The 14,518-nt window shown below is 70.6% G+C and carries 12 protein-coding genes; 6 read left to right on the top strand and 6 right to left on the bottom strand.

Annotated features, from left to right (window positions below):
• The first annotated feature begins 1,053 nt into the window (after window positions 1–1,053).
• Entirely contained in the window at window positions 1,054–3,048 is a 1,995-nt protein-coding gene (locus H293_RS0127910; RefSeq protein WP_020121122.1) for a glycosyltransferase family 2 protein, read from the top strand.
• Window positions 3,045–4,982, top strand: a complete 1,938-nt coding sequence (gene glxA, locus H293_RS0127915; RefSeq protein ID WP_020121123.1) for a radical copper oxidase GlxA — start codon at window positions 3,045–3,047, stop codon at window positions 4,980–4,982. Before H293_RS0127910 ends, glxA begins: the two co-directional genes overlap by 4 nt.
• A 100-nt stretch (window positions 4,983–5,082) precedes the next feature.
• Here glxA and H293_RS0127920 read toward each other — a convergent pair whose 3' ends face one another.
• Window positions 5,083–6,123 carry a glycoside hydrolase family 6 protein gene (locus H293_RS0127920; protein WP_028808257.1) on the bottom strand — a complete coding sequence of 347 codons (1,041 nt, stop codon included), beginning with the start codon at window positions 6,121–6,123 and terminating at the stop codon, window positions 5,083–5,085.
• Between the two features lie 163 nt (window positions 6,124–6,286).
• On the opposite strand from H293_RS0127920, the gene H293_RS0127925 reads away from it, so the two are divergent.
• The gene (locus tag H293_RS0127925) at window positions 6,287–7,066 is read left to right on the top strand and encodes a GAF and ANTAR domain-containing protein (protein ID WP_020121125.1); all 780 of its coding nucleotides are present in this window, start codon (window positions 6,287–6,289) and stop codon (window positions 7,064–7,066) included.
• A 280-nt stretch (window positions 7,067–7,346) separates the two neighbouring features.
• Here the strand turns inward: H293_RS0127925 and H293_RS0127930 are convergent, their stop codons facing one another.
• From H293_RS0127930 to H293_RS0127950, 5 genes are all read right to left on the bottom strand, one after another.
• A complete protein-coding gene (locus H293_RS0127930; protein WP_020121126.1) occupies window positions 7,347–8,048 on the bottom strand; it encodes a class F sortase in 702 nt (233 codons plus the stop codon).
• Window positions 8,049–8,054: 6 nt separating this feature from the next.
• Entirely contained in the window at window positions 8,055–8,600 is a 546-nt protein-coding gene (locus H293_RS0127935; RefSeq protein WP_020121127.1) for a hypothetical protein, read from the bottom strand.
• A 117-nt stretch (window positions 8,601–8,717) separates the two neighbouring features.
• Window positions 8,718–9,497 carry an HAD-IIA family hydrolase gene (locus H293_RS0127940; protein WP_020121128.1) on the bottom strand — a complete coding sequence of 260 codons (780 nt, stop codon included), beginning with the start codon at window positions 9,495–9,497 and terminating at the stop codon, window positions 8,718–8,720.
• Window positions 9,498–9,610: 113 nt separating this feature from the next.
• Complete coding sequence (locus H293_RS0127945) at window positions 9,611–10,369, bottom strand: hypothetical protein (protein ID WP_020121129.1); 759 nt, start codon at window positions 10,367–10,369, stop codon at window positions 9,611–9,613.
• A gap of 338 nt (window positions 10,370–10,707) precedes the next feature.
• Entirely contained in the window at window positions 10,708–11,892 is a 1,185-nt protein-coding gene (locus H293_RS0127950) for an ROK family transcriptional regulator (RefSeq protein ID WP_033415733.1), read from the bottom strand.
• 48 nt (window positions 11,893–11,940) lie between these two features.
• Here H293_RS0127950 and H293_RS0127955 point away from each other — a divergent pair, with 48 nt between their 5' ends.
• The 3 genes from H293_RS0127955 to H293_RS0127965 all read left to right on the top strand — a co-directional run bounded on the left by H293_RS0127955 (window position 11,941) and on the right by H293_RS0127965 (window position 14,464).
• Window positions 11,941–13,014 (top strand): Gfo/Idh/MocA family protein, encoded by a 1,074-nt coding sequence (locus H293_RS0127955; RefSeq protein WP_033415735.1) that lies wholly within the window; start codon window positions 11,941–11,943, stop codon window positions 13,012–13,014.
• A complete protein-coding gene (locus H293_RS0127960; protein ID WP_020121132.1) occupies window positions 13,011–13,520 on the top strand; it encodes a heme-degrading domain-containing protein in 510 nt (169 codons plus the stop codon). The genes H293_RS0127955 and H293_RS0127960 overlap by 4 nt, the downstream gene beginning before the upstream one ends.
• Window positions 13,521–13,606: 86 nt before the next feature.
• On the top strand, window positions 13,607–14,464 hold the full coding sequence (locus H293_RS0127965; protein ID WP_020121133.1) for an LLM class F420-dependent oxidoreductase: 858 nt from the start codon (window positions 13,607–13,609) through the stop codon (window positions 14,462–14,464).
• The last annotated feature ends 54 nt before the right edge of the window (window positions 14,465–14,518 follow it).

The following is a 14,518-nucleotide window of genomic DNA, read 5'->3' on the forward strand; positions in this document are numbered from 1 at the left end:
CACAGACAAGGACAGGCCTCCCGTGAAACCGGGGGGCCTGTCGCGATTCGGACACGTCGCCTCGGCGCACCGGAGCGACCCGGGAGCAGGACAGAGCCGGCTGGGGGTCGGGGGGTTCATCCCCCCGGAAGACACCGCATCAGCCGGTCCAGGGTTCGAGTTCCCGGCGGCGCACGACACGACAGACCTCTCGTGAAAGCGGGGGCCCGGCATGTTTACCGCGCCACTCCGGCACATTGGGGCGGCGAGGGTTCGGCGGAGGCGGCTGGGGGTCTGGGGGTTATCCCCCAGCGGATGCAGCATCAGCGGGTCCGGGGTTCGAGTCCCCGGCGGCGCACAGACAATGACAGGCCCCCCGGTGAAAAGCGGGGGGCCCGCCATGATTTTGGACGCGTTGCCGGAGCGACCCGGGGCAGGGCAGAAGCGGCTGGGGGGCCGGGGTTCGAGTCCCTGGCGGGGCACGACAATGGCAGGCCTCCCGTGAAAGCGGGGCCCGACGCGTTTACCGCATCGCTCCAGGACATCGGGACGACGAGGGTTCGGTGGAGGCGGCTGACGGCCTGGAGGTATCCACAGCGGATGGAGCATCTGTTCGAGTCCCTGGCGGCGCACGGACACGGAAGGCCCCTCGCCCAGGCGGGGGCCTTTCGGCATGAAGGGGGCGTGAACCGGATCGAGGCGGCGGGCGTACGGATGTCCGCAACGACTCCACAAGGCCCCCACAGGAGCCACAATGAACGCGTATGACCGGTAAACACCGCGTTTCGCATCTTGCGATCATGATGAGCACCGTAGAACCCTGTTTTTCAAGATGCTGCGTATACGCAGCAGTTGGGGGGCATGGAGCCGGTTGCCGGTGTTGCGGGGAAAGGGGCCCCGCTTCGGAGGATGCCGAGGGGGGCGTCTGCAACCGGAAGGTCGCTGTTACGTGTCTATTGTGACGATTGTGGTGACTGCGACCCACCACTGATGCGTCTGTGATGGTCGAGGGGGACCGGAGCAGCCGTAAGGAAACGACAACACGCGGTTCGTTCGCGTGTGGGGGGATGACTCATGACGTCGACGCCGACGGGCGCCCGGCAGAACTTCGACCCGTCCGACACCACTCAGCTCAGGCCGGCTTCGCTTGGGACCGGCACACTGCGCCGGATAAAGAAGACCCTTCCGAAGTACGACTACGAGCACTACAGCAGACTGGCCGGTCCCCTCACCCAGCCCGACCCGGGCCGGCCCTACAAGGTGCAGTACCGCTCGCTGATCTCGCAGGAACCGCACCGCATCCGGGTCGCCCTGATGCTCGCCGCGGCCCCGCTGCTCTCGCTGGTCCTGCTGGCCTGGCTGCTCCAGCCGGAGCACTGGACCGAGCGCGACTACCCGGCCTTCTCGTGGCTGCCGGCCCTGGACATCGTCATGCTCGTCTCGATCGGTCTGATCGAGTTCTTCCGCTGCATGAACGTCCTGTCCAACGCGCACGCCACCCTGGTCGCCCGGGACCCCATCCCGGTCGTGCCCGAGACCGGCACCAGAGTCGCCTTCCTCACCTCCTTCGTGCCCGGCAAGGAGCCACTGGAGATGGTGACGAAGACCCTGGAAGCCGCGGTGCGGATCCGCCACCGCGGCCTCCTGCACGTCTGGCTCCTGGACGAGGGCGACGACCCGGCGGTCAAGGAGGTGTGCGCCCGGCTCGGTGTGCACCACTTCTCCCGCAAGGGCGTCGCGAAGTGGAACCAGCCCAAGGGCCCGCACCGCGCCAAGACCAAGCACGGTAACTACAACGCCTGGCTGGACGCGCACGGCGACCAGTACGACTTCTTCGCCTCCGTGGACACCGACCACGTACCGCTGCCCAACTACCTGGAGCGGATGCTCGGCTTCTTCCGCGACCCGGACATCGGCTTCGTGATCGGCCCGCAGGTCTACGGCAACTACGACAACTTCGTCACCAAGGCCGCCGAGTCCCAGCAGTTCCTCTTCCACGCGCTGATCCAGCGCGCCGGCAACAAGTACGGCGCCCCGATGTTCGTGGGCACCTCCAACGCCGTACGGATCAAGGCGCTGAAGCAGATCGGCGGCCTGTACGACTCGATCACCGAGGACATGGCCACCGGCTTCGAGATCCACCGCCACAAGAACCCGGCGACGGGTCGCAAGTGGCGCTCGGTCTACACCCCGGACGTGCTCGCGGTCGGTGAGGGCCCGAGCGCCTGGACGGACTTCTTCACCCAGCAGATGCGCTGGTCGCGAGGGACGTACGAGACGATCCTCAAGCAGTACTGGAAGGGCTGGTACTCGCTGCCGCCGAGCAAGCTCTTCAACTACACGATGATGATCATCTTCTACCCGATGTCCGCCCTCAACTGGATCCTCGCGGCCCTGAGCTGCACGCTGTTCCTGGGCCTGGGCGCCTCGGGTGTGAACATCGACCCGACCGTGTGGCTGATGCTCTACGGCAACGCCTCCGCGCTCCAGATCGGCCTGTACATCTGGAACCGCCGCCACAACGTCTCCCCGCACGAGCCCGAGGGCTCCGGCGGTGTCGCGGGCATGGTGATGTCGGCGCTGTCCGCCCCGCTGTACGCGAAGGCGCTGGTCGACGCGCTGCTGCGGCGCAAGAGCAAGTTCGTGGTCACGCCCAAGGGCGACTCGGCCAGCCCGGACCGGTGGTTCGCGACCTTCCGCTACCACTGGTACTTCATCGCGATCTTCGGCGGCTCGATCGGTGCCGGTATCGCCCTCGGGCACTCGCACCCCGCGATGATCATCTGGGCGACCTTCGCCATGCTGATCACCGCGACACCGATCTTCACCTGGCGGCACATGTTGCGACAGGCGAAGAAGAACCCTGCCGACGCACCGCCGGAGGCAGTCGTTCCGGCTCAGGTTCCGGCACAGGCGTCGGCGCGGACGCAGTACCAGCCGCAGCCGCTGCCCACCGCCCCGCACGCTCCGGCCCAGAAGCCGAGCTGGGCGGACTCGCACACGCACGACGAGGGCAACGACCAGACCATGCAGATCGCCCTCGGTGGACTTGGGGGACGTAAGGAATGAACGACCGTGCAGGCCGCCGCCGCGCCCGTCGGCTCGCGATCGGTACGGCGGTGGTGCTCGCGCTGGCCGGGATGAACGGCCCGTGGCTGTACCGCTTCGGGACGGCGAAATTCCACCAGTACCAGATCAACAAACCCGAGTACAAAGCCGAGAACGGCAAGTGGGAGATCGTCCAGTTCCCCGAGAAGTACCGGCAGAACACCATCCACGCGGCGCTGCTGCGCACCGGGAAGGTGCTGCTGGTGGCGGGTTCGGGCAACAACCAGGACAACTTCGACGCGAAGAAGTTCGACACCCGGATCTGGGACCCGGTCAAGGGCACCATCAAGAAGGTGCCCACGCCCAAGGACCTGTTCTGCACCGGGCACACGCAGCTCGCGAACGGCAATCTGCTGATCGCCGGTGGCACCAAGCGCTACGAGAAGCTCAAGGGGGACGTCACCAAGGCCGGCGGCCTGATGATCGTCCACAACGAGAACCCGGACCAGCCGATCACCCTTCCGGCGGGCACCAAGTTCACCGGCAAGGAGAACGGCAAGACCTTCGTGTCCAGGGACCCGGTCGTCGTGGAGCGGGCCACGAAGGTCTTCGACAAGCGGACCGGGAAGTTCCTGCGCAACGACCCCGGGCTCGGGCGGATCTACGTCGAGGCGCAGAAGAGCGGCGCCAAGTACGAGACGGGTACCCAGGACAACTACCGGATCCAGGGTCTGACCGGGACCGATGCCCGTAACACCTACGGCATCGCGCAGAAGCTGGCGCTAGACAAGAAGGACTTCCAGGGGATCCGGGACGCCTTCGAGTTCGATCCGGTCGCCGAGAAGTACATCAAGGTCGACCCGATGAAGGAGGCCCGCTGGTATCCGACGCTCACGACGCTGAGCGACGGGAAGGTCCTCAGTGTCTCCGGGCTGGACGACATCGGGCAGCTGGTGCCGGGCAAGAACGAGGTGTTCGACCCCAAGACCAAGAAGTGGACGTACCTGCCGAAGGTCCGTCAGTTCCCGACCTATCCGGGGCTGTTCCTCATGCAGAACGGCAAGGTCTTCTACTCGGGGTCGAACGCGGGGTACGGGCCGGACAACGTGGGGCGTGACCCGGGCGTCTGGGACGTGGACAGCAACAAGTTCACGAAGATCCCCGGGCTCAGCGACCCGAACAGGATGGAGACCTCCGGAACCGTGCTGCTGCCTCCGGCGCAGGACGAGAAGTTCATGGTGATCGGGGGCGGCGGGGTCGGCGAGTCCAAGCTGTCCAGCAACCGGACACGGATCGTGGACATGAAGGCGGGCAGCCCGAAGTTCGTGGACGGGCCGACGCTGGAGAAGGGGACGCGGTATCCGCAGGCGTCGATCCTTCCCGACGACACCGTGCTGGTGTCCGGCGGGTCGGAGGACTATCGCGGACGCGGTGACTCCAACATCCTCCAGGCCCGGCTGTACCACCCGGACACCAACACGTTCGAGTCGGTGGCCGATCCGCTGGTGGGGCGCAACTACCACTCCGGGTCCCTGCTGCTGCCGGACGGGCGGGTGATGTTCTTCGGGTCGGACTCCCTGTACGGGGACAAGGCCAACACCAAGCCGGGTACGTTCGAGCAGCGGATCGAGATCTACACGCCGCCCTATCTGTACCGGGACTCCCGGCCCTCGCTGTCCGGGGGGCCGCTGACGATCGCCCGGGGGGCCTCGGGGACGTTCACGTCTCCGCAGGCTTCCGTGATCAAGAAGGTGCGGTTGATCCGGCCCAGTGCGTCCACTCATGTGACCGATGTGGATCAGCGGTCCGTCGAGCTGAAGTTCACGGTGTCCGGGGACAAGGTGAGGGTGACGGTGCCGAGGAACAAGAACCTGGTGCAGTCGGGGTGGTACATGCTGTTCGTCGATGACGATCAGGGGACGCCGTCGAAGGCTCAGTGGGTTCGAGTGCCGTAGCAGCGAAAAACGCTCCCGCACCTTTGCTTTTTGGGTGCGGGAGCGTTGTGGCTGGTCGCGCCCACGCGGCGGAGCCGCACATCGATACAGCCCCGCGCCCCTAAGGGGTTGACGCCTTGGCCAGCTTCAATGCATAGGTCGGCCACCACTCGCCCGCCTTGGGGCCGCCCTTGCACTCGCCGTCTGATTCACCGGGCCTCTTGACCCACAAGTACGCGTCCACCAGCGGGTCCGCCGTCTTGATCGTCGGCGTCTCCCCCAGGGCCCGGCCAGGCGGGTTGCACCAGCGTTCGTTCTCGTCGCCGTCCTTGTACGGGCCGTTGCCGTTGCGGCTGGTGTCGATGACGAAGTGCTTGTTGCCGACCTTGGCGGAGAGCTGCTTGCCGTAGGTGATGGAGTCCTTGGTGGAGTAGAAGTTGGAGACGTTCACCGAGAAGCCGTCGGCCTTGGCGATGCCGGCCCACTGGAGGGGTTCGAAGATCTGGTCGGGGTGGCCCCAGCCCGCGTTGCCCGCGTCCAGGTAGACCTTCGTGTTCTTCAGGGACTTGAGCTTCTCGACGGCGCCGGTGAGCAGGTCGTAGCGCTCCTCGTGGAACTCGTCCTTGGTGCAGCCGTCGACGAGGTGCAGGATGGCGTCCGGTTCGAGGATCACCGTCGCCGAGCGGTCGCCGATGCCCGCGGCCACGCCGTCGATCCAGGTCCGGTAGGCGTTGCCGTCGGCGGCGCCGCCCTGGGAGTACTGGCCGCAGTCGCGGTGCGGGATGTTGTAGAGGACGAGAAGGGCCGTACGGCCGGCCTTGTCCGCGGCCTCGGTGAAGCCGCGCGCCTCCTGCTCCGGGTTCTCCGGGCCGATCCACTCACCGGTCGGCTGCTGGGCGATCTTGCGGATCTGTTCGGCCCCGTCGTCCTCGCCGCTCTTCCGGTACGCCGCGACCTGCTTGGCCGCGTTGCCGTCCGGGTTGACCCAGAACGGGTCGGCCTCCTTGGGCTGCTGGGTGATCCCGGCGCCGGCCTTGTCGCCGTCACCCTCCTGCTTCGGATCGTCCGACGACGAACACGCGGCGAGCAGCAGTGCCGCCCCCAGCACCGCCGCGGACGCCCGTGCACGGGCCGCCCTCCTGGCCCCCCTGCTGACGTACATCCAATTCCCCCCTGGGTGCACTGTGGCAAGTCTCAATCGTGACACACCGGTCGCGCCGCCCACGAGCTCGCCGGAGCCTTGTCCAGGAGCTGTTACAGCCCCGAAGGTCGGGGTAGGTACGCGCCGTACGGGGGCGCTCGTCGATGAAGGGGAGTGCTCAGCGATGCGGTACGCCACCAGGGAGATCCGGCTGGCCTCGGCACTGGTGGAGGCGGCGGACACCCTCGTCGAGGGCTTCGAGGCCACCCGGTACTTACAACGGGTCTCCGACCACTGCGTGGAACTGCTCGACGCGCGGGCGGCCGGGGTGATGCTCATCGACGACGGCCGGTCGGTGTCGCTGGCCGCCAGCAGCCGGTACGAACAGGTGGCGCTGGATCTGCTGGAGGCGCAGCACGGCGGCGGGCCCTGCCTGGACAGTTACGGCTCTGGACAGCCCGTACCGCCGGTGTCCATACAGGTCGCCCACGCGGCCGACCGCTGGCCCGACTTCACCGAACGGGCCCTGCGGCACGACATCGTGACCACGTTCGCGGTCCCGCTGCGCCGCAGCGAGAACCTGCTGGGCGCCCTCAACGTCTTCGCGCCCACGCTGCCCGACACCTCCCCGGCCGACGACGTCACCTCCGAGCTCCATGTCGCCCAGGCCCTCGCCGACGCCGCCGCCCTCGGTCTGCACAACCGTGACACCTACGCCCGGTACCGCACCCTGTCCGGCCAGTTGCAGGAGGCCCTGTCCAGCAGGGTCCGCATCGAGCAGGCCAAGGGGATGCTCGCCGAGCGCTGGAACGTCCCCGCCGACCAGGCGTTCATGGCGCTACGGCAGTACGCGCGACGCCACCGGCTGCCCCTGGACCAGGTGGCGAGCGTGGTCATCGAGGGCGTCGCGGACGACGCCGAACTGCGCCGGCAGATCGACCGGAGCACCGACGGACCCGCGTAGAACCCCGGACCACCAGGGCGTATGACGGAGAGCCACGGCACGGGACTTGGCGCCCGACAGCTCCAACAGCCTCTAGGCCCGGGCGCTCATCCGTTCTAGAGTCTTCTCATAGGTTACGGCCCCAGCCCCTGGCCGCAGTGATCACCACCGAGCCTCCAGGCCTCCCGTGCCGTCGCCGGGTTACTCCCGCAACCCGAGCACGCGCGGTCGAGGACCAGCCCGGTCGGCGGCTTCGGGGGGAGCGGGTCGCCGACCGGGCCAGGTAACGGCCACGGGAGTCCTACAGGCCGGTGCCGGTCAGGTACGCGGAGACGACCACGTTCGCCGTGTAGCTGCGGCTCGCCCGGTCGAAGGTGCCGCCGCAGGTGATGAGGCGCAGTTCGGCGCGGCCCGACCGGCGCGGGCCGTATGCCTGGTGGGCGTCGAAGCCCTCGCGGGTGAGGACACGCACGTCGTCGACGGTGAACTCGGCGACCCTGCCGTCGTCACGGATCACCCGGATCGTCTCGCCCCGCTTCAGGGCGCCGATCCTGTGAAAGACGGCGGGCCGGGTCTCGGTGTCGAGGTGTCCCACCATCAGCGCGGTCCCGGCGGCCCCGGGTTTCGCGCCGGCCGCGTACCAGCCGACGACGCCTGGCTGATCGAAGGGCGGCGGGTCGAGGGCGCCCCGGGCGTCCAGACCGCGGGCCACCACGGGCGCCTGCACCCCGAGGTCCGGGATGTCGAGGCGCTGCGGCCGCGCTCCCGTCAGGGGCCGTGCGGCGGGCGGCAGTTCGGCGGCCGCGGGCAAGCGCCCGACCGCGGCCATGTCACCGGTGGCCGGTGCGGACATGCCGTGCCGTACGTCCGTGACCTCGGCCCCCCACAGCCACAGCCCGAGCAGCAGCACCGCCCAGGTCAGGCCGGTCAGCAGCCGTCCGGTCCCCAGGACGGGTCCGCGGTGGGCGGGGCCGCCTTCCTGGTCGAGGAAACGGTCGGACATCGCGGGTCAGTCCGTCCCGCAACTCCGGCGGCTGCGGCGCAGCACGACGGCCACCGCCGCGACGCCGGCGAGCACCAGGCCCGTCACCGCGTGCCCGGCGCCGGGCGTGACGGCGTGCGGCTCCATGGCTGAGAGGTGGGTGGCGGTCCAGCCGCCGCCTGCGTCGACGGGGGCGGCCGGGGTCGCCGGGGCCGCCGGGGCGGTGCCGCCCGTCGCCGCCGCGACGGTGATCCTGCCCTTCACCTCAAGGTCGGCGCAGGTGATCCGCACGTCGTAGGGGCCGGGCTGGGCAGAGGAGCGGACGCGGGTCTCGCCGGTGAGGCTGCCGTCGGCGCCGGTCAGCCGGGCGTCCGCCACGAACGCGGCCGAGGAGGCGGTGGCCGTCCTGCCCGCGCAGCCGGTCACCCGGAGTGTGAGGTCGGCGCCGGGGGCGGGGGTCGACGGGGTCACCGAGACGCCGCCGCCGTCCGCCGCCTGGGCCGCCTGCGCGGCCGGGGCGAAGGCGGCGACGGCCAGGACCGCGGTACAGAGAGTGAGACGTAGTGAACCCATCGTGAACCTCCAGATATCTGGAGAGTCCCCCGGCGGCCTCGGGCCCGCATCCCGAGGGGGTGCCGCGTTGCTCCGTTCGGGTCAGACCAGGTCTCGGATCAGAGGTCGGACGAGGTCTCAGATGCGGTCGACGAGGTCCGCGATCGAGTCCACGACCTTCGAGGGCCGGTACGGGAAGTCCTCGACCTGCTCGGGCCGGGTCAGTCCGGTGAGCACCAGGAAGGTCTGCATGCCGGCCTCCATGCCGGCCAGGACGTCGGTGTCCATGCGGTCGCCGATCATCGCGCTGGTCTCGGAGTGCGCGCCGATGGTGTTGAGTCCGGTGCGCATCATCAGCGGGTTGGGCTTGCCCGCGAAGTACGGCTGCTTGCCGGTCGCCTTGGTGATCAGGGCGGCGACGGCGCCGGTGGCCGGCAGCGGCCCTTCCGCGGAGGGGCCGGTCTCGTCGGGGTTGGTGCAGATGAAACGGGCGCCGTCGTTGATGAGCCGGACCGCCTTGGTCATGGCCTCGAAGGAGTAGGTACGGGTCTCACCGAGGACGACGTAGTCCGGCTCGTGGTCGGTGAGGATGTAGCCGATGTCGTGCAGGGCGGTGGTCAGACCCGCCTCGCCGATGACGTACGCCGAGCCCTCGGGCCGCTGGTCGTCCAGGAACTGCGCGGTGGCCAGGGCGGAGGTCCAGATGTTCTCGATCGGGACGTCCAGACCCATGCGGCGCAGACGGGCGTGCAGGTCGCGGGGGGTGTAGATGGAGTTGTTGGTCAGCACCAGGAAGGGCTTGCCGGACTCACGGAGCTTCTTGAGGAAGGCGTCGGCGCCGGGGATCGGTACGCCCTCGTGGATGAGTACACCGTCCATGTCGGTGAGCCACGAGTCGATGGGCTTGCGGTCTGCCATGTGCGGGATCTCCTGCCGTACGCGTGTACGCCGTGCTGCGTCGGCCCCAGCCTAGACAGTGGCCGGATCTTGGGGGAGTGGCCGGCTGGGGACAGGTCCCGGAAGGTCTGGGGTCAGCGGCGGCCGCGGGCCCGGAGGATCGCGCCCGCCGTGACCAGGAGGACGGCGAGAGTCGCGAGGGCGGCGGCGGCCACGGCGGGGCCGGTGCTGGCGAGTTCCTCGGCCGCGTCCGCGAAGGGAAGGCCGTCCCGGGTGGGGGTGGTGGCGGTGGTGGGGGTGGTGGGGGTGTCGGACGGGGTGTCCGCGGCGGAGCCGATGCCGAAGCGGTAGTCGTTGGACTGCCCCACCCAGTCGCCGTCGTCGCCGTGCCGCTGGACGACGGCCGCATTGGCGGTGACGTTGTTCGGTACGGCGTCCGCGGCGAGCGCGAGCCGCACCTTCACGGTGAGGGTCTTGCCGGGGCCGACGGTGAGCCCGGCGCCGCCGAACGCCCCGACGAGTTCGTCCTCGTCGGTGGACTCGAACCGGACGGCGCGGGTGCGGGGGCCGTCGTAGAACTCCAGGCGGGGCTGCGAGGGCTTCAGGGCGTGCCGCTCGTCGACGAGGACGACGACGGGGTGGATGCCGGCGCAGGTGTGCCGGGTCGTGTTGACGAGATCCAGATACCAGGTGCCGAAGCCACCACCGGGCTCGTAGGCGGCGGGGCCGCCGTGGATACGGGTGGTGAGCGGGAAGGCCCGGTCGGCGGGGGCGCAGGACTGGCCGACGGGGGTTGGGGATGGGTCCGCTGCGGCCGGGGCCGCAGACACCAGGGCGGCTGCCGCCGCGAGGCCGAGAAGGGCGGGCGCATGACCGTGCACATACCGTCGCATAAACACATGACCATGCCGGTCGGGATCGGCCACCGCGGGATGCCGCACCGCCCGACCCACGAAGTCCCCTCGATCAGCGGACGCGGGCCGCACGGTTGGGGGTGTCTGGGGCCCGTCTCGCGGGTGCGGCGGCTTGGCGAGGCTGAGCGCGCGGTACGGCGTCCGGCACCCGGCACCCGGCACCCGGCACCCGGCGTGGATCGCCCCACGCGCGCGAAGCGGGGCCTGGAGCGCCGCCCGCCGTGCCGACTCGGGCGCGCGGGCAGGATGCGGACCGGGCGGGTCAGGTCGGCTCGGCGTGGGTGGCTGGCCGGGCCGCGGCCCGCCGGTTCCGGTCGTCACGCGTCGGCCCGGCCGAAGAGTGGGGCCAGGACGAGTTGTGCCGCGCCCTCGGCGACCTCGTCGGGTGCGGTGCGGACGGGGACCGGTTTCTCGCCGGTGCGCCGGGCGCGTGCGTCGAGGACGGCGTCGACGCCTCGTAGGAACGGGTCGGGGGTGCTGGTGACGGTACGGCCGCCCAGCAGGACCAGGTCGATGTCGAGCAGGGCGACGAGGTTGCCGGCCGCGATGCCGAGGACCCGGGCCGCTTCGGCGAGGTCGCCGCGGGTCACCGCCGCCAGGCACAGCGCCTCGACGCAGCCCCGGTCACCGCAGTCGCAGGGCGGGCCGTCGAGCTGGACGACCTGGTGTCCGAACTCCCCGGCCCCGGTCCGCGCACCCCGGTGCACGGTCCCGCCGATGACGAGCCCGGCACCGAGGCCCGTACCGAGATGCAGATACGCGAACGACCCGCGCTCCCCCGCGACCGCGAGCCCGAGCGCGGCCGCGTTGGTGTCCTTGTCGACCGCGACGGGCACCCCGAGCCGCCGCGCGAGCGCGTCCCGCAGGGGGAAGCCGTCCCACTCGGGGAAACCGGTGACGCGGTGCAGCACGCCCCGGGTGTGGTCGAGGGGGCCGGGGAGAGCGACGCCGACACCGAGGAGGGCGGGGAGGGAGCCGGCGGCGGCACGCGAGAAACCCGACCGCGCGGCGACACCCTTGGCATCGGACCCGAGCGCAGTTGCACCCGCGTCCGCCTCGCCCTCTCCCCCCACCCCCGTCACCAGCGCCTCGACCTCCCCCGCGACCGCCCTCACGACGGCCTCCGCCCCCGCCCCCAGATCCACCGCGGCGCACCGTTCCCCGACCACCGTCCCCGCGAGATCCACCCGCACCGCCCGCAGCGCGTCCCGGTCCAGATGGATGCCGACCGCGTGGCCCGCCCCCGGCACCAGCCGCAGGAGGGTCCGCGGCTTGCCGCCTGTCGAGGCCCGGTGTCCCGCCTCCACCGCGAGGCCCGCCTCCCGCAGCCGTCCGGTGATCTTGCTGACGGCCTGCGGGGTCAGCCCGGTCCGCTCGGCGAGTTCCAGCCGGCTGATTCCCCCGGCGCCCGCGCCCCGCAGCAGGTCGAGCACGAGCGCGGTGTTGTGGCTGCGCAGGGCCGGGAGGTTGACGCCGCCGTTCGTCCTGTTCACGCCTGCCATTCTCCGTCACGCTTGCACTTTGGCAACACCGTTGCGAAAGTGGAGGGCATGACTGCTGCTGACCTCCGCGTGGGCCTCGTCGGCTACGGCCTCGCGGGCTCCGTCTTCCACGCCCCACTGATCGCGGCCACCGAGGGCCTCACCCTCGACACGGTGGTGACCTCGAACCCCGAGCGGCAGGAACAGGCGCGCGCCGAGTTCCCGGACGTCCGTACCGTCGCCGGCGCCGACGAGCTGTTCGCCCGCGCCGCCGAGCTGGACCTGCTCGTCATCGCGTCCCCCAACAAGACGCACGTCCCGCTCGCCACCGCCGCCCTGGAGGCCGGTCTCCCGGTCGTGGTCGACAAGCCGATCGCCGGTACGGCGGCCGAGGCGCGCGAGCTCGCCGCCCGCGCCGAGGAGCGCGGCCTGCTCCTGTCCGTCTTCCAGAACCGGCGGTGGGACAACGACTTCCTGACCCTGCGCCGCCTCCTCGACGAGGGCGAACTGGGCGACGTCTGGCGCTTCGAGTCCCGTTTCGAGCGGTGGCGGCCGCAGCCCAAGGGCGGCTGGCGCGAGTCCGGCGACCCGACAGAGATCGGAGGTCTGCTCTACGACCTCGGCAGCCACGTCGTCGACCAGGCCCTGACCCTCTTCGGGCCCGCCGCCTCCGTGTACGCCGAGGCGGACGTCCGCCGCCCGGGCGCGGAGATCGACGACGACACGTTCATCGCGATCACGCACGCGAGCGGCGTCCGCTCCCACCTCTACGTCTCCGCCACCACCGCCCAACTCGGCCCCCGCTTCCGGGTGCTGGGCTCCAAGGCGGGCTATGTGAAGTACGGCCTGGACCCGCAGGAGGCGGCCCTGCGGGAGGGCGAGCGCCCCGGCACCGCGGCCGGCTGGGGCCGGGAGCCCGAGTCGTTGTGGGGCCGGCTGGGCGCGGGAGAGTCCCCCGTGACGGGCGGTGGCAGCCCCGTCCCCACCCTCCCGGGTGACTACCCCGCTTACTATGCGGCCGTGGCCAGGGCCCTCACCGAGGGCGGCACCAACCCGGTGACCGCGCTGGAGGCGGCCGCCGCCCTCGACGTACTGGAGGCGGCACGCCGTTCGGCCCACGACGGAGTGGCGGTGCAGCTGTGACGCACAACACCGGGCTGACCCCGAAGTTCCAGCCGGAACTCACCCCGCCCCTGGAGGAGCTGGAGGCGCAGGAACGCCGCCTGGTCTTCCGGCAGTTCACGTACGAGGACGCGTGGGCGCTGGGCTCGCTGCTGGTGGAGATGGCCCGGGAGCGGCAGGCCCCGGTGGCCGTCGACATCCGCCGCGGCGGCCAGCAGCTCTTCCACGCGGCCCTGCCCGGCTCCACCCCGGACAACGACGCCTGGATCGACCGCAAGCGCCGGGTCGTGGAGCGCTACGGCTCCGCCTCCTACCTGGTCGGCGCCCGTTTCCGCGCCAAGGGCAGCACCTTCGAGGAGTCCTCGCGGCTTGACCCGGACGAGTACGCGGCGCACGGCGGCTCCTTCCCGATCACGGTGGAGGGCGTGGGCGTCGTCGGCACGGTGACGGTCTCGGGCCTGCCCCAGCTCCAGGACCACCGTTTCGTGGTCGAGACGCTGGAGGAGTTCCTGAGCAAGGACCGTTAGCGGAAGTCCGTCGGCGGAAGTCCGTCGGCGGAAGTCCGTCGGCGGAACAGGAATGTTCGCCGGGTTCTCCCGCGTTGGCACCTGCCATGAAGCGGAGCATCGGAAAGTACGGCATCTGGAACGGCGGCGGTCTGCGCGGCGAGGACCCGTCCCTGCGGGGCGAACGCGCCGAGGCCGCCGCCGAGTTGGAGGAACTCGGGTTCGGCGCGATCTGGCTGGGCGGCAGCAGTTCGGCCGCCAACGCCGCCCCGCTGCTCGACGCGACGTCCCGGATCGTCGTCGGCACCAGCATCCAGAGCATCTGGGACCACGAACCCGAGACCGCCGCCGCGAGCTTCACCGACCTGAACGCCGCCCACTCCGGCCGCTTCCTCCTTGGCCTGGGCGTCAGCCACGCCAAGCTCGCCGAGCAGTACCGGCGCCCGTACTCGGCCCTGGTGGCCTACCTGGACGCCCTGGACAAGGCGGGAGTCCCGGCGGAGGGCCGCGCCCTGGCCGCGCTGGGCCCGAGGACCATCGAGCTGGCCCGGGACCGCGCGGCCGGCTCGATCCCGTACCTGATCACGGCGGAGCAGACGGCGGCGTCCCGCGAACTCCTGGGTGAGGCACCCCTGTTGGCGCCTGAACTGAAGGTCGTCCTGGAGACCGACCCGGCACGCGCCCGCACCCTCGCCCGCGACTCCCTGGCCGTTTACCTCGGCCTGCCCAACTACACCAACAACTTCCTCCGCAACGGCTTCACCGAGGACGATCTGAAGGACGGCGGCAGCGACCGCCTGGTCGACGCGGTCTACGCCTGGGGCACGGACGACAGGATCCGCGCCCGCATCGACGAGTTCACCGAGGCGGGCGCGGACCACGTGGCCCTGCAGATCGTGGACGGCGGCCCGCGCTCCAGCCTCCCGAGGCAGGCCTGGCGCAAGCTCGCGTCGCTACTGGCGTGAAGATGAGCTACCAGGGACGCGACCAGCCGAAGACGGCCCGCAGTCGCAAGGCAA

Source organism: Streptomyces canus 299MFChir4.1, from assembly GCF_000383615.1.
Taxonomy (GTDB): Bacteria; Actinomycetota; Actinomycetes; order Streptomycetales; family Streptomycetaceae; genus Streptomyces; species Streptomyces canus_C.

Coding starts and splice junctions, on each gene's coding strand:
- H293_RS0127910 (WP_020121122.1), top strand. CDS start 1,054: ATGACGTCGACGCCGACGGGCGCCCGGCAGAACTTCGACCCGTCCGAC.
- glxA (WP_020121123.1), top strand. CDS start 3,045: ATGAACGACCGTGCAGGCCGCCGCCGCGCCCGTCGGCTCGCGATCGGT.
- H293_RS0127920 (WP_028808257.1), bottom strand. CDS start 6,123: ATGTACGTCAGCAGGGGGGCCAGGAGGGCGGCCCGTGCACGGGCGTCC.
- H293_RS0127925 (WP_020121125.1), top strand. CDS start 6,287: ATGCGGTACGCCACCAGGGAGATCCGGCTGGCCTCGGCACTGGTGGAG.
- H293_RS0127930 (WP_020121126.1), bottom strand. CDS start 8,048: ATGTCCGACCGTTTCCTCGACCAGGAAGGCGGCCCCGCCCACCGCGGA.
- H293_RS0127935 (WP_020121127.1), bottom strand. CDS start 8,600: ATGGGTTCACTACGTCTCACTCTCTGTACCGCGGTCCTGGCCGTCGCC.
- H293_RS0127940 (WP_020121128.1), bottom strand. CDS start 9,497: ATGGCAGACCGCAAGCCCATCGACTCGTGGCTCACCGACATGGACGGT.
- H293_RS0127945 (WP_020121129.1), bottom strand. CDS start 10,369: ATGCGACGGTATGTGCACGGTCATGCGCCCGCCCTTCTCGGCCTCGCG.
- H293_RS0127950 (WP_033415733.1), bottom strand. CDS start 11,892: ATGGCAGGCGTGAACAGGACGAACGGCGGCGTCAACCTCCCGGCCCTG.
- H293_RS0127955 (WP_033415735.1), top strand. CDS start 11,941: ATGACTGCTGCTGACCTCCGCGTGGGCCTCGTCGGCTACGGCCTCGCG.
- H293_RS0127965 (WP_020121133.1), top strand. CDS start 13,607: ATGAAGCGGAGCATCGGAAAGTACGGCATCTGGAACGGCGGCGGTCTG.